The 19,654-nt window shown below is 39.9% G+C and carries 15 protein-coding genes and 1 riboswitch; of the genes, 8 read left to right on the top strand and 7 right to left on the bottom strand.

What is annotated here, in order from left to right:
* Nucleotides 1-57 precede the first annotated feature (57 nt).
* From KZC02_RS21610 to fumC, 3 genes are all read right to left on the bottom strand, one after another.
* Nucleotides 58-573 carry a hypothetical protein gene (locus KZC02_RS21610; RefSeq protein WP_221390593.1) on the bottom strand — a complete coding sequence of 172 codons (516 nt, stop codon included), beginning with the start codon at nt 571-573 and terminating at the stop codon, nt 58-60.
* Between the two features lie 21 nt (nt 574-594).
* The gene (locus KZC02_RS21615) at nt 595-2,961 is read right to left on the bottom strand and encodes a glycosyl hydrolase family 95 catalytic domain-containing protein (protein ID WP_221390594.1); all 2,367 of its coding nucleotides are present in this window, start codon (nt 2,959-2,961) and stop codon (nt 595-597) included.
* A 96-nt stretch (nt 2,962-3,057) separates the two neighbouring features.
* On the bottom strand, nt 3,058-4,458 hold the full coding sequence (gene fumC, locus KZC02_RS21620; protein ID WP_221390595.1) for a class II fumarate hydratase: 1,401 nt from the start codon (nt 4,456-4,458) through the stop codon (nt 3,058-3,060).
* 182 nt (nt 4,459-4,640) lie between these two features.
* On the opposite strand from fumC, the gene KZC02_RS21625 reads away from it, so the two are divergent.
* The 6 genes from KZC02_RS21625 to KZC02_RS21650 all read left to right on the top strand — a co-directional run bounded on the left by KZC02_RS21625 (nt 4,641) and on the right by KZC02_RS21650 (nt 10,838).
* Nucleotides 4,641-4,886, top strand: a complete 246-nt coding sequence (locus KZC02_RS21625) for a hypothetical protein (protein WP_221390596.1) — start codon at nt 4,641-4,643, stop codon at nt 4,884-4,886.
* The gene (locus tag KZC02_RS21630; RefSeq protein ID WP_221390597.1) at nt 4,868-5,260 is read left to right on the top strand and encodes a type II toxin-antitoxin system VapC family toxin; all 393 of its coding nucleotides are present in this window, start codon (nt 4,868-4,870) and stop codon (nt 5,258-5,260) included. The genes KZC02_RS21625 and KZC02_RS21630 overlap by 19 nt, the downstream gene beginning before the upstream one ends.
* A 31-nt stretch (nt 5,261-5,291) precedes the next feature.
* Nucleotides 5,292-6,023, top strand: coding sequence for a glucosamine-6-phosphate deaminase (locus KZC02_RS21635; protein WP_221390598.1), 732 nt, complete (start codon nt 5,292-5,294; stop codon nt 6,021-6,023).
* A gap of 235 nt (nt 6,024-6,258) precedes the next feature.
* Nucleotides 6,259-6,474: riboswitch (cobalamin riboswitch) on the top strand.
* A 270-nt stretch (nt 6,475-6,744) separates the two neighbouring features.
* On the top strand, nt 6,745-9,066 hold the full coding sequence (gene metE, locus KZC02_RS21640) for a 5-methyltetrahydropteroyltriglutamate--homocysteine S-methyltransferase (RefSeq protein WP_221390599.1): 2,322 nt from the start codon (nt 6,745-6,747) through the stop codon (nt 9,064-9,066).
* A 115-nt stretch (nt 9,067-9,181) separates the two neighbouring features.
* The gene (locus KZC02_RS21645) at nt 9,182-9,571 is read left to right on the top strand and encodes an acyl-CoA thioesterase (protein WP_221390600.1); all 390 of its coding nucleotides are present in this window, start codon (nt 9,182-9,184) and stop codon (nt 9,569-9,571) included.
* Nucleotides 9,572-9,704: 133 nt separating this feature from the next.
* Nucleotides 9,705-10,838: an acyltransferase gene (locus tag KZC02_RS21650; protein WP_221390601.1), complete on the top strand. Its 1,134-nt coding sequence runs from the start codon at nt 9,705-9,707 to the stop codon at nt 10,836-10,838.
* A 40-nt stretch (nt 10,839-10,878) separates the two neighbouring features.
* On the opposite strand, the gene KZC02_RS21655 is transcribed toward KZC02_RS21650, so the two are convergent.
* From KZC02_RS21655 to KZC02_RS21665, 3 genes are all read right to left on the bottom strand, one after another.
* Nucleotides 10,879-11,763, bottom strand: coding sequence for a Ppx/GppA phosphatase family protein (locus KZC02_RS21655; protein ID WP_221390602.1), 885 nt, complete (start codon nt 11,761-11,763; stop codon nt 10,879-10,881).
* 90 nt (nt 11,764-11,853) lie between these two features.
* Nucleotides 11,854-13,464, bottom strand: coding sequence for a hypothetical protein (locus KZC02_RS21660; RefSeq protein WP_221390603.1), 1,611 nt, complete (start codon nt 13,462-13,464; stop codon nt 11,854-11,856).
* Complete coding sequence (locus KZC02_RS21665) at nt 13,454-14,068, bottom strand: RNA polymerase sigma factor (protein ID WP_221390604.1); 615 nt, start codon at nt 14,066-14,068, stop codon at nt 13,454-13,456. Before KZC02_RS21665 ends, KZC02_RS21660 begins: the two co-directional genes overlap by 11 nt.
* Before the next feature lie 185 nt (nt 14,069-14,253).
* Here KZC02_RS21665 and KZC02_RS21670 point away from each other — a divergent pair, with 185 nt between their 5' ends.
* A complete protein-coding gene (locus KZC02_RS21670; RefSeq protein ID WP_221390605.1) occupies nt 14,254-14,886 on the top strand; it encodes a PepSY-like domain-containing protein in 633 nt (210 codons plus the stop codon).
* 55 nt (nt 14,887-14,941) lie between these two features.
* On the opposite strand, the gene KZC02_RS21675 is transcribed toward KZC02_RS21670, so the two are convergent.
* Complete coding sequence (locus KZC02_RS21675) at nt 14,942-15,418, bottom strand: Lrp/AsnC family transcriptional regulator (protein WP_221395138.1); 477 nt, start codon at nt 15,416-15,418, stop codon at nt 14,942-14,944.
* Nucleotides 15,419-15,618: 200 nt separating this feature from the next.
* Here KZC02_RS21675 and metH point away from each other — a divergent pair, with 200 nt between their 5' ends.
* A complete protein-coding gene (gene metH, locus KZC02_RS21680) occupies nt 15,619-19,443 on the top strand; it encodes a methionine synthase (RefSeq protein ID WP_221390606.1) in 3,825 nt (1,274 codons plus the stop codon).
* Nucleotides 19,444-19,654 lie beyond the last annotated feature (211 nt).

Genomic DNA, 19,654 nt, shown 5'->3' on the forward strand with positions numbered 1-19,654 from the left:
AAAAACCGGACTGTGGAGCCTGTTAGGCGCAATTAAACGTGAATAATAGTTATTCATTCAAATCTTTGCAAGTATTTTCTTTGCCCTTGATTTAAACGCAGCTGTTTCATAATCTATATTCTGAAGAACGATCATTTTCAATTCATTTCTTATTTCGGGGTAAATTTTTGAAAGATTAAAAAGAACATTTAATGAAAATGCTTTAATCGCAATGGGTGTATTGCGCTTTTGTATAAAATCAAAACAAGCACTTAATAATTCTCCATGAAATGCAGCGGGTATTTCCATATCCTGCAAAATCCGGATACTATTCCTGATGACTGCATCATGAATATTTGTTTTCGTTAACTGACTAACGAGTAAACCTATATGATGCTGTACAATTTCCGGGTTTTTCTTTGCTGCCCAGCTCACACTCCATGCCGCTCTTTGCGCCAGCTTTACATTTTCAGCTGTAAAACAATCAATCAGCTCCATGAAATTCTCCTCAGAAGAAACAGCATATTCAGCAATGCGTAATGCGTTTTCTTTGGATTGAACCTGGTATTTTAAAAGCTCTTCACGGATATTCATGAGATATTGAAAACGATCATTTCATTTAAAACTTCCAATTAATATGGTTTGAGGTTTGTTTGGTACCAGATTTACTTCAAGCGTTTTTGTACCATATTTTATTATTTGTTTTTGAGGATTTGTGGAAGACAGCGTAGTGGATACGAGTTTTCCATCCACCCATTTTTCATCTACTGTGACATTGCCTCTTGCTTTCAAACCCTTTACTTCGCCTTCCTGCCAGGCTTCCGGTAAAGCAGGCAGTAATTCTATCATTCCTGCCTGCGACTGTAAAAGCATTTCAGCTACACCGGCTGTTGAGCCCATATTACCATCCAGTTGGAAAGGGGGATGCGCACATAGCAGATTAGAGTAAGATCCACCGCCATTTGCCATGTTTGTGCCTTTATCGCCCACCGGTCGCAATACGCTTTTGAATAACTTATAAGCACGGTTTCCGTCCTGTAACCGCGCCCAGAAATTTACTTTCCATGCAAGTGACCATCCAGTTCCATCGTCTCCACGGGCATTTAGAGTTACTTTTGCGGCCTCAGCTTCTGCCGGAGTTTTTGTGATAGAAACCTGTTTACCAGGATGTAATGCAAACAAATGCGAAACGTGGCGGTGTTTGTCAGTTGAATCGTCAACATCTTCATTCCATTCCTGTAATTGGCCCCAACGGCCGATTTTTAATGGCAATATTTTATCTTTAATTACCTGCGCCTTTAAAATAAAATCAGCATCGGTATTTAATATTCTGGCTGCATCAATGGTGTTGGTTAAAATATCCCACGCAATTTCATGATCCATACTGGCACCGGTAGAAATGCCGCCATGTTCAGGCGAATAGGAGGGAGAAGAAACCAGATGGCCTTTTCCGTCTTCCGATAAATAGCTCATCCAGAATAAAGCTGCTTCCTTCATTATCGGATATGCTGTGTTTTTCAGATAATCCTGATCCTGTGTAAAAGCATAATGCTCCCACATGTGTTGTGATAGCCATGCCGCGCCGCCAGGAAAAAATCCCCATGGGAAATCCCATCCCGGAGAAGTGTAACCATAAGGATTCAGCATGGTATTGACTGTCCAGCCTGGTGCATTGAAGAATTCCTTAGCCGCCAGTTTTCCAGGTTCAACAATGGATTTTGTAAAATCAGAAAGTGGCAAAAAGCACTCAGAAAGATTGGTAACTTCCGCAGGCCAGTAAAGCATTTGGATATTGATATTCGTATGGTAGTCATTAGACCAGGGCGGATTGGTATTATCGTTCCATTTTCCTTGCAGGCTCATGGGCATCGTACCCGGACGCGTAGAAGAAATCATCAGATAACGGCCATACTGGAAGTATAATTCCTCAAAACCGGGATCAGACATTCCTTCAAAATACTGTATTTGTCGCTGGTTAGTTGGCAGGTTGTTCTGATCCTTTGGACTACCTAATTTTAATGAAACCCTGTCAAACAGATTTTTATAATCTTTTTGCTGTTCCTTTAGTAAAAAATCAAAGTTTTTACCAGCAAGGGCGGTCATCGTATTCAGATTTTCTTTTTTGTAATCCTTGCCTTTATAAGTGGGAAACTGAAATACATAATCAGTGGATGCAGTATGGATCAGTGTAACAATGCGCGCATTTTTTATAGTCAGTACACCATTTTCATAAGTTACTTTTCCATCTGTATCAATCCTGTAAGTTGTTTCAAATTCCTGATGATTGTCCTTTAAACTTCCACCGAAAGTGTATTGGTTCTTGTCAAACTTTTCATATTCCTTTTGGTGTGGCGTTGTAAACCGGACGGAATAGGTTTCAGCAGATGTGGAGGAAAATTTATAAACCATCACTTTTGAAGGGTAATTTCCAAAAAATGTTCTTTCAAATTTATCTTTTCCTGCCTGATACGAAACTTTTCCTTTGGCCATAGAAATGTCAAGTTCTCTGCGATAGTTTTCAATTTCACCTTTGTGTGAAACGCTGACAAATAAATCGCCCATAGGTTGCTGCGCGCCAAAATCACTGCTGCCGTTTTTATCATGGATGATTCCGGTCAGTTCTGTGTTGGCCAGTTTGTGCGCTTCTTCCAGTTTTCCCTGCGCCAGCAATTCTCTTACTTTTGGCAGATTTTTATAAGCATCTTTTCTTAAACCGAAATTATAATCTGTATTTGCATTTTTACCGCCAGACCACAGGCTTCCTTCTGAAAATTGCAATCGTTCTTCACCCGGATCACCAAAAAACATTACACCTAGATAACCATTGCCAAGTGGGAGAGCCTGTGTCATCCAGTCTGTTGCAGGTGCGTCGTACCAGAGTTTTAGTGTAGGCTTTTCTTCTTTTTTCTGACAAAATCCCAGGATATTTGAAAGAATAAAAACGAGTGTAAAGAGCAAGGCTTTTGAAAACAGAAATTTCATGTTGTTTGTTTAGGAATTCAGGATGCAAGGTAAAACAAAAAGCCCCGCGTTGAAATGCAGGGCAGTATTTTAAATCAGTTACAATGAGCCGACTGATTATTTATTATCACCAACCATCTCTTCCGGCTTTACCCAGGCATCAAATTCCTCAGGTGTAACATATCCCAGTGCCACTGCCGTTTCTTTCAGAGTTGATCCGTTTTTGTGTGCAGTCTGAGCAATTTCTGCTGCCTTGTAATAACCGATTTTCGTATTCAGCGATGTTACCAGCATCAGAGAATTGTTTACATGTTTTTTAATATTTTCATGCAACGGTTCAATTCCTATTGCACAATTATCATTAAATGAAACACAAACATCACCAATCAAACGTGCCGAATGAAGGAAATTATAAGCCATCATAGGTTTAAAAACATTCAGTTCAAAGTGTCCGTTTGATCCGCCAATGCTGATCGCAACATCATTCCCCATCACCTGAGCCGCCACCATGGTCATTGCCTCGCATTGGGTCGGGTTCACTTTTCCCGGCATGATAGAACTTCCCGGTTCGTTGTCAGGAATATGAATTTCGCCAATACCGGAACGCGGCCCGGAAGACAGCATACGGATATCATTGCCGATTTTCATCAGACTTACAGCAACTGTTTTCAATGCGCCGTGTACCTCCACAATAGCATCATGTGCTGCTAATGCTTCAAATTTATTTTCAGCCGTTATGAACGGTAAACCTGTCAGTAAAGCGATGTGTTTAGCTACATTTTCAGAATAACCTTCTGGTGTATTAATGCCAGTTCCAACTGCGGTTCCGCCTAGTGCAAGTTCAGATAAGTGAGATAATGTATGGAATATAGCACGTAAACCATGATCCAGCTGTGACGCATAACCGGAAAATTCCTGGCCCAGGGTAAGCGGAGTGGCGTCCATAAAGTGTGTACGGCCAATTTTAACCACATTCCTGAATGCTTCCGATTTCGCTTTTAAAGTATCCCGAAGTTTGGTAATCCCGGGGATGGTTACATCGACCAATATCTTGTAAGCCGCAATGTGCATGGCCGTTGGGAAGGTATCGTTGGATGACTGCGATTTATTAACGTCGTCATTTGGGTGTAGCACTTTTGTTTTATCAGCCAGATCACCTCCCTGCATTACATGTCCGCGGTATGCAATTACTTCATTACAGTTCATGTTCGACTGTGTGCCAGAACCGGTTTGCCATACAACAAGTGGAAATTGGTCATCCAGCTTGTCAGTCAGTATTTCGTCACATACTTCGCCAATCAGGTCACTTTTTTCCTTAGGTAAAATGCCTGCTTCGTAATTGGTAATTGCCGCCGCTTTTTTCAGATATGCAAAGGCTTTAATGATTTCCTTTGGCATTTTATTGATATCCTGTGCAATTGGGAAATTCTGGATAGAGCGTTGTGTTTGTGCGCCCCAATATACATGAGCAGGTACCTGCACTTCACCCATGGTGTCTTTTTCTATACGGTATTCCATTTTTTGAATGTAATGAATGTTAAAAGGTAAAAGGTAATACGGTCAACCGTCAGTTGATTTTGTAAAGTTAGGGTTGGGAGGGGAGTTTTTGGTATTTTTTTGTGGATAAATGTTTTAGAGTTGATTGGGACTGGATTTGATTTTGTAAATTCCATGAAAATTTATCTTAAAGTCCTTAAAATATGGATCTGCAATACATTTCGAACGAGAACGGGGAGAAAACTGCTATTATTATTCCAATTGAGGATTGGAATACAATAACTGCCAAGCATGAAGATTTAAAAGAATTGGAAGAAAAAGTATTAAAATTTCAACCTTCAAAAAGAAAAAAACCGTCAGACTTTGTTGGTATCATTTCAAACCAGGAGGCAGATGAAATGCAGGAATATTTAAAAAAAGCTAGATCTGAATGGAACAGAGATTTTTAATGGATAGTAATGCCGTAATAGATTACATTGCAAAAAGAATTCCTTCAAATGGACAAAATTTCATCAATCAGATAATTGATGAGGAATTTTTGATTTCGTCGATAGTGAAGATTGAGGTATTGGGTTTCAATGAAAGTATTCCGGCAAGAATGCTGGAATTGAAAGAGTTTATAAGTTTAGCAACACTTCTGTCTCTAAATGACTCTGTGATTGAGCAAACTATTGAATTGCGAAAAAATTATCAGAAACTAAAATTGGGAGATGCTATTATAGCCGCCACTGCTTTAATTCATAATTTAACTGTCATAACAAGAAATACTAATGATTTTAAAAATATAAATGGACTGGTAGTGCTTAATCCTCACCAGTTGTAACTACTAAAATGATCTTTGACTATTCCAATTCATGCCTCCAAAAATCAGCATATACAACGACTATACTACTTTAAGCCAAGCTGCCGCTAATCAGGTTATTGCACTTCTAAGACAAAAACCAACAGCTGTAATTTGCCTGCCTTCCGGAAGTACACCTTTAGGTTTGTTTCAGGAATTGGTTGCGGCACATATATCCGGAGAAACTGATTTCACCAAATGTACCTTTATTGGTCTGGATGAATGGATTGGGCTTGGTGCTAATGATGACGGAAGCTGCCGTGATTTATTAGATAAAGATTTCCTTTTACCTATTGGTTTCAGAGAAGATCAGATTACATTTTTTGATGGACTTGCCAAAGATCCTCAGACAGAATGTGAACGCGTCAACGATGCAATAGCAAAAGCAGGAGGTCTTGATCTGATTATACTCGGTGTAGGTATGAACGGACATTTAGCTTTGAATGAACCCGGAACGGCATTCGATACTTATGCACATGTATCTGAACTGGATACGATTACAAAAGAAGTAGGGCAAAAATATTTTAACCAGGCGACAGAGTTGAAGTTAGGTATAACGGTTGGGATCAGGCATATTCTGGAAGCGAAGAAAGCGATATTGATTGCCTCGGGAAAAGCAAAAGCCCCGGTTATCCAGCGTGCTCTTTCGTTACCGGTAACAACGGATTTCCCGGCCAGCATTCTGCAGGAGCATTCAGATTCAGAGTTTATTCTGGATAAAGAAGCGGGAGAACTCTTACAATAAAACTTCATGTTTCTTAACTTCTGAATGGCTATTAAACATTAAGAAGTTAAGAAACATTGAGAGAGAAGTTATTAAATTCAACGGAAATATTCACTTTTCGAATACCTGATTTTTCCTCAAAAAGGATAATTTATCTCCCCGCAATTTCAATTTTTGCTCTTCTTCACTTAAATAAAGCTTATTGAAAACAAGTCAGTTTTTACTCTACTATCTTTGTAGTGTTCTTTTGTGAACACCCGTCAATCGGGGTAGTGGTTTTCGCTGTGGAGTCCTCATTCAAAGCAGAAATTAAAAAGGAACCGTGTGAAATTCACGGGCAGTCGTGCTACTGTAAGTGCCGTTTCGGAAGTACCGGAAAAGTTTTTACCCTTGCGACCCATTGCCATCATAGGTGAGAAGGGCGGTAAAAATGGCACAAGCCAGGAGACTTGCCTCTACTCTCAATGGCTATTCCCTCACGTAAGGGTTTCGTCACGCATTGATTTTACATATTTTATTGGATACAATTTTTGAAAAATGATAGCCAATAAAAGACGTACGGATTTGGTAGCAAATGTTTACTGATTCCTGTTATGGAGTAAATGAAATGACCGCAGAAAGTGGCTTATTTTTCTTTTAAGCTACTATTCCAACGTGGGCTCTGAACTGTGAACTTTAAACTTTCAACTAAAAAAGCAGGGTGTTTCCGGAAGGTTTTTATAATCTTTTAAACACAAGTTTTATGTTATCACACAATTTGGGTTATCCGCGTGTTGGAAGCCAAAGAGAACTCAAAAAAGCCTCAGAACAGTACTGGGCCGGGAAAATTGACCGGGATGCATTACAAAAAGTTGCCAGGCAAATCCGTCACCGCAATTGGGAAACACAGCAGCAATCTGGTATTGACCTGATCCCATCGAACGATTTTTCATTGTATGATCAGGTTTTGGACACTTCCTTATTGGTAGGTGCAATCCCGGAACGTTACAACCAGCTTATCGACGGAAAATCGAACCGGGAACTGGATCTTTATTTTGCAATGGCGCGTGGTGTTCAGCGCGAAGGTGTCGATATTAAAGCGATGGAAATGACCAAATGGTTTGATACAAACTACCATTACATTGTGCCGGAATTTATTAAAAATCAAAAGTTTAACCGTTATTCTGATAAAGTCATTCTCGAATTCGAAGATGCAAGGCAGCAGGGAATTATTACAAAACCTGTTTTACTTGGACCGGTTACGTATTTGCTTTTAGGTAAAGAAAAAGAAGAAGGATTTGACAGGATTGATCTGCTAGATCAATTGTTGCCTGTTTATATCGAAATACTAAAAGAACTTGCTTCCCGGGGTGCAGAGTGGATTCAATTGGATGAACCTTGCCTGGTACTGGATCTTACAGATAAATACAAGATTGCCTTGGAAAGTGCTTATGCACAGATTCATGAGGCAGTTCCAAATTTAAGAATACTTCTGGCCACATATTTTGGTGCTTTGGAGGACAATTTATCTTTGGCTACAAATCTTCCGGTTGCTGCTTTACATATTGATTTAACAAGAGGCGAAGAAAGTCTGTCGGCTGTTTTGTCGGACCGGGATTTTATAAATTCAACTAAATTACTTTCGCTGGGCGTTGTAGATGGGCGAAATATCTGGAAAAATGACTACAAAAAATCATTGGATTTTATTCAAAAAACCGTTGATATAATTGGTGAAAACCGGGTATTAATTGCGCCGTCGTCTTCTCTTCTGCACAGTCCTCATGACCTGGATCTTGAAAAAAATGAAGAAGTACTGACTCCGGAAATTAAAAACTGGATGGCTTTTGCGAAACAAAAATTAGCTGAGGTCTCGACGCTCACAAAACTGTCCGGGACAGATTATATTAAAAATAAGCTTTTTACAACCAACCAGAAAGCGATTGAAAGCAGGAGAACTTCCACTTTAATCCATAAAACTTTGGTTAAGAAACGAGTAACAGCCATTGAGTTGCAGGATTTTGAAAGGAAAAACAATTTTGGAGCAAGGCAGATTATACAACTGGAAAAATTAAAACTTCCGTTATTTCCTTCAACCACAATAGGTTCTTTTCCACAGACTGACGATGTTCGTCAATTGCGTGCTAATCTTAAGAAGGGAATTTTAACGCAGCAGGAATATGAAAACCGTATTGAGGAGGAAATCGTAAAATCGCTGCGGTGGCAGGAAGATCTTGGTATTGATGTACTGGTTCATGGTGAATTTGAGCGGAACGACATGGTGGAATATTTCGGGGAAAGTCTGTCCGGATTTGTATTTACACAAAATGGCTGGGTACAAAGTTATGGCAGCCGTTGTGTGAAGCCGCCAATCATTTATGGTGATGTAGAGCGCCCGGCACCAATGACCGTAAGATGGTCTGCTTTTGCACAGGCAAATTCTGATAAGCTCGTGAAAGGAATGTTAACGGGTCCTGTTACGATTTTACAATGGTCATTTGTTAGGGACGACCAGCCAAGGAAAGACACTACTTTTCAGATCGGGCTTGCAATTCGTGATGAAGTGGTTGATTTGGAAAAAGCCGGGATTAAAGTCATACAGATTGACGAACCTGCCATTCGTGAAGGTTTACCATTGCGGAAATCTGCATGGAAAAATTATCTGAAATGGGCAGTTGATGCTTTCCGGTTGAGTGCAGCAGGTGTGGCCGACCAAACGCAGATCCATACTCATATGTGTTACTCGGAATTCAATGACATTATTGATTCTATCGCGGCTATGGATGCCGATGTGATCACAATAGAAACTTCACGTTCGCAAATGGAATTGCTTGATGCATTTGCTGATTTTAACTATCCGAATGAAATCGGGCCGGGAGTTTATGATATTCATTCCCCTCGTGTACCTACAATAGAAGAAATCACATTGCTATTGGAAAAGGCATTAAAAGTGATTCCGGCACGCAACCTTTGGGTAAATCCTGATTGTGGATTAAAGACCAGAAAATGGCCGGAAACGGAAGCTGCATTGCGTAATATGATTTCTGCGGCTAACTTGCTGCGTGAATCGGTGGCAATTGAGCAATAATATAATAAAACATTAAAATTTTGTGATCTCCCGGTTGTCTCTGGCACCGGGAGATTTATTTATATAGGTCGCCACCATCATTTATCTTAATTCTCAAAATCTTTCAGGAATAAAAATGACAGTTGAAGAAAAAATAAACCAGTCGGAAACCAGGGTTTTCAAAACGGTTTTTCCAAATAATACCAATCATTATGACACGCTTTTCGGCGGAACAGCTTTATCAATGATGGACGAAATAGCATTTATTACGGCCACCCGGTTTTCCAGGCTTCGCTGCGTTACAGTTTCATCCGATCGAATTGATTTTACCCATCCGATTCCTGCCGGTACCATCATTGAGCTCATTGGAAGAGTTGAGCATGTTGGCAATACAAGCATGAAAGTGCGGGTCGATATTTTTGTCGAACAAATGTATCAGGAAGGCCGGGAAAAAGCGGTTACCGGTATTTTTACATTTGTAGCCCTGGATGAAAACCATAAGCCAGTCAAAATTATTCAGGCTTAGTGATTATAAATTATAGATAACTGAAGCAATAAAATGAGGACAGAATGCAAACGTATAGGCAATAACATATACGGGCATTAACATGAATTTTAATTATTAAATCCCTTAATTTGTTGCCAGTTCAAAAACAAAGATGCAGAAACAGACAGAATATATCTCTCAGCTAGATGGATTACGAGCAATTGCAATAGCCCTGGTTATTGTTTTTCATTGGTTTCCTGAGGGAGAAGGAATTAATATTATTGCCAATGGTCCGTTAGGAGTGACTTTGTTTTTTGTTTTGAGCGGTTTTCTGATTACGCGTATCCTGTTATCCAGCCGGAATTATTTGCAGTCGCATGGTTTTGCCTCTACATATAAAACATTCATGATCAGAAGGATTTTACGGATTTTCCCATTGTATTATCTGACTCTTCTCATTATCTGGCTTGTCAAATATATTGCTTTTATCCCCCAGGTTTCGACAGAATTGTACACACATCCGTTTTACTATGTGTTATATCTGTCTAATTTTTTAATAGAAAGACTGCACAATTGGTCCGATGTATTATCGCCATTCTGGTCGTTGGCTGTGGAGGAACAGTTTTATATTTTGTGGCCGATAATATTACTGAGCGTAAAACAGCAATATCTCAAAAGTGTGATCATTCTGATCATTGTTATGGGAATTATTTCCAGGGGGATTCTTGCTGTGTATGGTTATGAAGAAGGTGTTTTAATGCCAACCTGTCTGGATGCTTTCGGCTTAGGTGCACTTTGGGCTTACATTTTATTTTACAACGAATCGCCTCAGAAATTTCTAAAAATACTCAACATACTGGCAGTTGCAGGTTTTGCTTTGTTTGTTTTCATTTGCCTGGACAAAGGAAACTCGCTGCTCAAAACACTATTTTTCAGAACTTCGATGTCCATGTTTTGCTTATACTTTGTAGCAAATGCAAGTTATGCTGGTGGTTTTAAGACATTTTTTGGAAAAATATTAAACAATGCCGGTTTAAAATATATTGGCAAGATCAGCTACGGGTTATATGTTTATCACATGCTGGTTCCTGCTTTGCTGTTACCATTTGTTGACAAACTGATGAACCGGTTTTTTCATACAACCTTTTTGCTGAATGATTCTTCTGTGAAAGTTATAAGCCTCATAATGTTGATTGTTGTCGCGTCCCTTTCATGGTATTTATTTGAATCACCTTTTAACGGATTAAAACGCTATTTCCAGCTGACCAACAGGCAGCAAAAAATAAAGGCAAATACCCGGTTTTAGTATTTGCCTTATATATATGTATTGTTGTTTCTGAATGGGATTAAGCTTTTTTCTTACGTAATGTTCTGTCATAAAGCAATTGCAGCATTCCGTCTTTTAGTCCTACATCCGGTACGTGTATAACCTGTGCTCCCGCCCATTTCATGGCCGATGTATAAATATCACCCGCCGGAACGATTACGTCTGCACGGTCAGGATTGAGCTGTAACTTGTTAATGCGTTCTTCGAGAGTGAATTGTGAAATGTAATCACGCATACGTTCAATTTCTTCCAGGCTCGTAGAGCTTTCGGTCAGCTTCGACGACAGATCAAACAGTTTATTGATATTACCTCCTGTACCAACCGCTTGTATGGGTTGTGAGAAATCCACATTGGCTACGATCCATTCTTTTAGTTTTGGCCAGATACTTTTTGATTCTTTGCCTTCTAAAAGCCTTACAGAACCAAGTTTGAAAGATTTGGCTATGATTTTCTTACGATCCTGGTAGATATTAAGCTCTGTACTGCCGCCGCCTACATCAATGTGAATATACTGGCCTTCGCTCAGGGATTTAACAACCACATTATTAACCAGTTCCGCCTCACGCTGGCCGTCAATAATCTGAATGTGGATACCGGTTCTTTGTTCAATATTTTCACGTACCTGATGGCCATTTTCGGCTTCGCGCATAGCTGAGGTAGAGCAAGCCATATAGTCCTCAACCTCATGCAGTTCCATCAAAAGCTGGTAAGCAAGCATCAGTTTTATCATACGGTCTTCGCTCAACGCCGAGATTTTACCTTGTGTAAAAACATCATGGCCTAAACGCAACGGAAACCTTACGTATTCAACTTTTTTCAAACGGGTAATACCTTCGTCCTGCAATACCGAAGATATTTGCATACGGGCACCATTTGATCCTATATCAATTGCAGCGAATTTCAAGAGCTAAGTGTAAAGGAGTAATAAATGCCAAAAATAGGGCTTTTTGACCATAAATTTCAATTCGCCGGCCGAGAATCATTTTGCTTGCGCTTACATTTTTCCACCAATCTGGTACAAAAGCTTTATTTTAACTCCGGGGCCAGTTCGCTGGCTTTCCGGAGAAAGCTGTTTGAAATAGCTATAAACGTATCCTTCCAGCTGCAAAACAACCGGGTGCCAGGTTTTCTCTATACCCGCTGAAAAGTTAACAGAATTGATAAGAGGCACATCCATTTTCCGTTCGAATGATTTTGTTAAACGGTCGCGGTTAGGGCTTGGTACCATGCAGTCGAAAGAAAACTTCTCCTTGCCATTCAAGGTTACATTGGTGCCTGCTCCTACGTAATAGCTGAAATTATGGTTGAGGCCGCTGCGGAAAGCTATAGTGAGCGGAATTTGAACCAATGTTGGTTTTACACTGATATTCTTAATTTCAAAAGCCATCGGTACTTCGTTTGGATGTGACCGTTTAAAATCTTTACGGTTTTTGTCCCTGAAAATCTTTTCATTGAAAAATTCCATTGGTTTCACTTTAAGCCAGCTAACACCAGTAGACAATGAGAATTTTTTCGAAATCAGAACTTCACCCGTTACAGTTTTAATCTGGTTACGGCCTTCAAATTGCATTCCTGCTCCAAACCGGTAAGGCACTTTCAGGTTAAGCCTTGGAATAGTGTTTTCTGCTTTTGCAATTTTTTCTGTTTTTTTGACATCAACAGTCATTTTTGACGATGCAGCAGTATTTGCCAGCCATACTTTTCTGGCTTGCCTTGAAGACAAGCGATTGGCCAAAGCGTAATTCATTTGCCTTGAACTATTTTTCAACGAAACTGACTGTATTTCAGTAAGCTGGTTAAAACTTTCATCCAATGTCCTGGCCGAACTCTGAACAGGTGGCAGTGCTGTATTATTTTCAGCTATTTCAATATTACCAGTATTTCCGGACTGGTTATTTTCTAGTTGATGATTATAAGTACCGGTTTTCCTGAAATTTTCATTTGGCTGGTTTACAGCAACTTCCTGAACTGGTTTTTGATTGAATGATTCCCTGTTCCCCGATTTAAGAATATCATTATTTTTTTCGGCAATTGTTGCATTGCTTGTTTCCGGAACTGCTTTTCCTTCCGACAGTTCCGTATTGTCTGATTTACGGTTACCAATATTATTTTCTGCATAAACCGGTTTATCATCAGGAGTTCTAAATTCCTGAAGAGCTGGTTTGTTATTTTGCTGTACAATTTCAGATTGGTTGATTTCCTGACGCAAAATATGGCTCTCTGTATTTTCAGATTCAGAGAAATTCTGTGATTCTCTTTCAAGAAACTGGTCTTTCGTTAGTTCCTTTTGAACAATATAAATGGTATCCGTTTTCCGGATTAGCGGTGGCGCGCTTTTTATCACCGCAATCTGATTTTGAAGTTGTTTTACGTCACTAACCAGATTATTGTTTTGTGAAAGTTGATTGATATACAAAAATGCCATCACAGTCGAAACCGACGCTGCAGCAGCATAGCCAAGCCAGGAACCGTATTGCTGCCAAAAAGTCGGAGGATTATGGACCTGCATATAATTTTGCATTTTGGCCCAGTCATTCTCATGAAAGTCTGGTGAAATACTCTCTAATTTCTGGCGTATAGTTTTTTCAAATTTATCAGTTTTCATTTCCTTTGAATGACTTTACAGCCCAATCACTTGGGAAGAGATGTGGGTAATATTTTTTAATCAGATGCTGCAAACGGGCTCTTGCCCTTACATAATGAGACCGGACTGTTGCCTCGTTAATTTGCAGTAATTCTGCAATTTCTCTGTGGTTATATCCGTCGACTACATACAATAAAAATACATTTTTGTATATAGGTTTAATTTCCTGAATCAGTTTTAATATTTCATCGGCCGTTATCTGGCTTACGATATCTTCTTCAAATCTTGGACATGGCGCATCTTCCAGCGAAATCATGTCTTCGGAATGTTTTTTGTGCTTGCGGTAATAACTTATGGCGGTATTAACCATAATAGTGCGAAGCCACGCTTTGAAAGGATGACTCTGATCATACCTTTCAATGTTATTAAATACTTTCAAAAAACCTTCGTTCAAAACCTCCTCCGCTTCCTCTGCAGAAGATGTATAGCGCAGACAGATACTTTTTGAGTATCCGAAAAATTGTTTGTACAAATGTCTTTGCGCCTGACTGTTACCGGCAATGCACGCAGAAACCACCGACGCGAAGTCGTTTTGGTCAAAGGATATTTTTCTTCCAAATAGCAAAGTTAGGGCGTAAGGTTGTCAGGGATTCGATTTCATAAATAAGGTACGCACCGGCTCTGGTTATTGTTGCAAAGTTTTTTAAATAAATATAACCAAAAAAATCAGGCTGTTTGCAACAAGATTTAAACAGGTCACGTAATGGTTGCAAATGGATAACATTTTTAACGCTTCAAACTGAAAAGATCATGATTAAAAAATGGATGTTAATGTTGGTTGTGGTATCGGGTGTGTGGTTTTCTTCTTGTCAGAATGATAGTTCAAATTCAACGGTAACGCCGGTTGACGAACTATCTGATATTGCGGAAGTTGTATCCACTACTGCTGCAAGGTATGCGGTTTCTACTGATTCGGTAACCCTGGGAAAATGCAAAGGAAAACTGACAGAAGTAGCTTTAGCCGATCTGTCGGCAACAATTACTGATTATATCAGTACAACTTACGCAGGTTCCAGCGTTACTTATGCTGCAAAAGACGAATCAGGGAAAGTTGTGGTGGCTATAACGCTTGCCGATGGTACATTGAAGGGATTATTATTTAACGCGGACGGCACTTTCAAAGAAGAGCTTAAAGGCCATGTTAAAAAAGCGAAATTAACTCCGGTTGAAGTAAGTGCACTTCCTGCTGCTGTTACTGATTATATTACGAGTACTTATACCGGTTCCGAAATCAAACAGGCAGGAACGAACGCGGATGGCCAATATTTTGTAGCAATATTGTTGGATAGTAAAGTTAAAATATTGTTATTCAATGCGGATGGTACTTTTAGCAAAGAATTAGAGAAACCTGCGATGGGAGGCAGAGGTCATAAAAAGCATTAAAGAATTTTGTTAGGGGTGAGTTGGAATACGGCGCTGGAATTTTCCGGCACCGTATTTATTTTTTACCGTTAATCATTTCCAGTTCTGAGGAATTTTTTATCTCACCCATTACAAACAAACTGTGTGTACTGCCAATGTTTTCAAGCGAGCCCAGTTTTTGCATCAAGAATTGCTGATACTGTGACATATCTTCAACAATGATCTTTAATAAAAAATCGTAATCACCCGATATATTGAAGCATTCCATTACTTCCGGCATGGCGACAATGGCATTTACGAATTTTTCCCCCATCACTTTTGAATGCTCTTTAAGCGCAATATTGCAAAAGGCCATCAATTTTTTGCCGACCTTCTCACGGTCAACTAGTGCTACATATTTTTTAATCACACCTTCTTTTTCAAGCCTTCTTACCCTTTCATAAACCGGTGTGTAAGAAAGGTTTAACTTTTCTGATAATTCCCGTGTTTTAAGGGTTGCGTCCTGTTGCAGGAAATGCAGAATTTTGGCATCTGTCTCATCCAGATTATACATAGATAGAATATCTTTATTCACTTTTTAACTCACCTGAACATAGATAAATTATGCAAAAGTAGTTGGTAATGTAGACTAATAATCTGATTTTTTTGATTTTATTGAACAAAACATCTATTAAGCTAAATTTGTATTTGAAAAAAAGTGCAGTTACAACCGTGAACGCATTTATTCACAATGAACAATTAAAAAGTAAAATAATGGTAGCAACACAAAAAAGTGATATCCGTGAAATTTTGAAAACTCGTATTCTGGTGCTGGATGGTGCTATGGGAACGATGATTCAACGCTACAAATTAGAAGACCACGATTATAGCGGAGAGCGTTTCAAGGATTGGCACCATGATGTGAAAGGAAACAACGATTTGCTTTCGCTGACCCGTCCGGATGTTATTAAAGAAATCCATGCTGCTTATTTTGAAGCAGGAGCAGATATAGCTGAGACCAATACATTTTCGGGAACCACAATTGCCATGGCTGATTATGGCATGGAAGAACTGGTTTATGAATTAAATTTTGAATCTGCACGGCTGGCGCGTGAAGTTGCAGACGAGTTTACAGAGAAGAATCCTGATAAACCCCGTTTTGTTGCGGGCTCAATGGGGCCAACAAACAGAACGGCGTCATTGTCGCCGGATGTGAACAATCCGGGTTACCGGGCAATCAGTTTTGATCAGCTTGTAGAAGCGTATTATGATCAGATTAAAGGTTTAACAGATGGTGGTGTTGACCTTCTTCTCGTTGAAACTGTCTTTGACACGCTGAATGCAAAAGCAGCACTTTTTGCGATTGACAAATTTTTTGTTGATGCCAAAAATGGTAAAGTTGAAGTGCTTCCTTCATGGAAAGTGGCGGCTGGGGAAGTGTTACCAATTATGGTTTCAGGTACTATTACGGATGCATCAGGGCGTACATTATCCGGACAAACTACCGAAGCATTCCTGACTTCTATTTCACATCTGCCTCTTTTATCAGTTGGTTTGAACTGTGCCTTGGGAGCTGATCTTATGCGTCCATATGTTCAGATCCTGGCTAATCATTCGCCTTTTTATACATCTGCGCATCCTAATGCCGGCTTACCTAATGAAATGGGTGAGTACGATGAATCTCCCGAGCAAATGGGAGAAGTGATCGACGGATTTTTAAGGGATAACCTGATCAATATTATTGGTGGCTGCTGTGGTACAACCCCCGGGCATATCCGTGTAATTGCGGATTTGGCGGCTAAATACAAACCAAGAACCATACAGAAATCAGAACCAATACTGAAACTATCAGGTCTGGAACCGATGGACATTACCAAGCTGACCAATTTTGTCAATGTAGGTGAGCGTTGTAATGTGTCCGGTTCAAAAATGTTTGCCCGACTGGTCCGTACCGGTGATTACGATGCAGCCCTTTCCATTGCACGTGATCAGGTTGAAAATGGTGCACAGGTTATTGATGTGAATGTGGATGAGGGAATGATTGATGGCGTGGAAGCGATGAGAACCTTTCTGAATTTATTGGCGGCCGAGCCTGATATTTCACGCGTTCCATTGATGATCGATTCATCAAAATGGGAAGTGATAGAAGCTGGTTTGAAATGTGTGCAGGGGAAAGCCATTGTTAATTCAATTTCACTAAAAGAAGGCGAAGAGAAATTCAAAGAATCAGCACGAAATGTATTACGTTATGGAGCCGCTGCCGTGATTATGGCTTTTGACGAAAACGGGCAGGCGGATAATCTGGAACGAAGAATTGAGATATGCAGCCGGGCTTACCGGATTTTGGTTGATGAAGTTGGTTTTCCACCTCAGGACATCATTTTTGATCCAAATATTCTGACTGTGGCAACGGGAATGGAAGAGCATAATAATTATGCTGTCGACTTTATCAACGCAACGCGCTGGATCAAGGAGAACTTGCCTTTTGCGAAAGTATCGGGTGGAGTTTCCAATGTTTCTTTCAGTTTTCGTGGGAATGAACTCGTTCGCGAAGCGATCCATACTGCATTTTTATATCATGCAATTCGTGCAGGAATGGATATGGGAATTGTGAATGCGGGACAGATTGGTATTTATGATGAAATTCCAAAAGAAACGCTTGAACTGGTTGAAGACGTGCTTTTAAATCGTCGTCCTGACGCTACCGACAGGCTGATCACATTTGCTGAAACGATAAAAGATAAAGGTAAAGTAGCAACCGGCCCGGATCTGACATGGCGTACATTGTCAGTGAAAGAACGCATGTCGCATGCATTGGTGCGGGGGATTTCGGACTATGTAGATGAAGACGTTGAAGAATGCCGGCATTTATACGGACGTCCTCTGGAAGTCATCGAAGGGCCATTGATGGATGGAATGAGCATCGTTGGAGATTTATTCGGAGCCGGAAAAATGTTCCTGCCTCAGGTTGTAAAATCTGCACGTGTAATGAAAAAAGCGGTGGCTTATTTGCAGCCGTTTATTGAAGCTGAGAAAAATGAAGGTTCTTCTTTTGCAGGTAAAATTTTACTGGCAACTGTAAAAGGGGATGTACATGATATTGGTAAAAATATCGTAGGCGTAGTACTTGGCTGTAATAATTATGAAATTATTGATCTGGGTGTAATGGTTTCTACGGATAAAATCCTTGCAGCTGCAATTGAACACAATGTTGATATTATCGGGCTTTCCGGATTGATCACCCCTTCACTGGATGAAATGGTGGGTGTGGCCAAGGAAATGGAAAGAAGGCATTTTACTATGCCGCTTTTAATAGGTGGGGCAACTACTTCACGTATTCATACGGCTGTTAAAATTGACCCGAATTATTCCGGTGCCGTAATTCACGTTTTGGATGCGTCCCGCTCGGTTCCTGTTGCTGGGAAATTGATTCAAAGTGATGTGAGTCAGGCAAAAGTACTGTCGGATATTAAAATAGAATACGCCAAACTCAGGGAAGACCATGCAAAAAGAGGCGGGGAGAAGGCGCATGTTGCCATAGATAAAGCACGTGATAACAGAGCGAAAATAGACTGGAGTAATTTTAAAGCTACCAAACCACAGTTTTTAGGAACAAGGGTTTATGAAGATTATGACCTGGCTGAAATTGCTAAATATATAGACTGGACACCATTTTTCCAGACCTGGCAATTACACGGAAAATATCCTGCGATACTGGAAGATAAAGTGGTGGGAGAAGAAGCAGGAAAACTTTTTGAAGATGCGGCTGTTTTACTCGGAGAAATAATCCGTGACAAAACACTTAAAGCCAAAGCTGTGATTGGGTTCTGGCCAGCCAATTCAATTCAGGATGATATTGTTCTGCATCATTTTGAAGAAGAAACGAAAGAAGTATCCTGTGAACGGCATGGATCGCATCAGCATATTGAATACAAAATCAGTCAGCACGGACTGGAAAATCTGAATGCTGGTGAACTTGTGAATGATACGGCTGTTGTGTTGCACCATTTACGTCAGCAAAGCCAGAAAGCAGCCAATTTGCCTAACTATTGCCTCTCTGATTTTGTGTCACCACTGGAAACCGGACATACCGATTATATTGGTGCTTTTGCAGTAACAGCAGGAATTGGTATAGAACCATTGATCGAGAAATTTGAGAAAGATCATGATGATTATAACAGCATCATGGTAAAGGCCCTTGCTGACCGCTTGGTGGAAGCGTTAACAGAGCTGATGCACGAAAGGGTACGTAAAGAAATCTGGGGACATGCGAAAGACGAACAGCTGACAAACGAAGAACTGATTAAAGAGGTATATAAAGGAATTCGCCCGGCACCTGGTTATCCAGCCTGTCCGGATCATACCGAAAAACGCAGGTTATTTGACTTGCTGAATGCTGAACAACTTGGAATTACATTGACAGAAAGTTATGCAATGTACCCCGCAAGCAGTGTGAGCGGCTGGTATTTTTCACATCCTGACAGCCGTTATTTCCCTGTTGGGAAGATATTTAAAGATCAGGTTGAAGATTATGCAAGAAGAAAAGATATGCCTCTGGAAGAAATTGAAAAATGGCTATCGCCTGTTTTGGGGTATTAAAATTATAATTCAGGTTCACTTTTACGGCTTCATTTCGAAAGATTTGGAGCCGTATTTTTTTAAAAAGTTAGTTTTCAGGAATGTCTAATCTATTTATTAACAAGTGATCCTGATGTTTTTTATTAAGCCAAAACAATGATCCATTGTCAATAATAGCAATTCTTGAACGAATTTTTAAACTGTTATCGAACAAATAAAGCCGGTCAAATTT

Source organism: Dyadobacter sp. NIV53 (assembly GCF_019711195.1).
Classification (GTDB): domain Bacteria; phylum Bacteroidota; class Bacteroidia; order Cytophagales; family Spirosomataceae; genus Dyadobacter.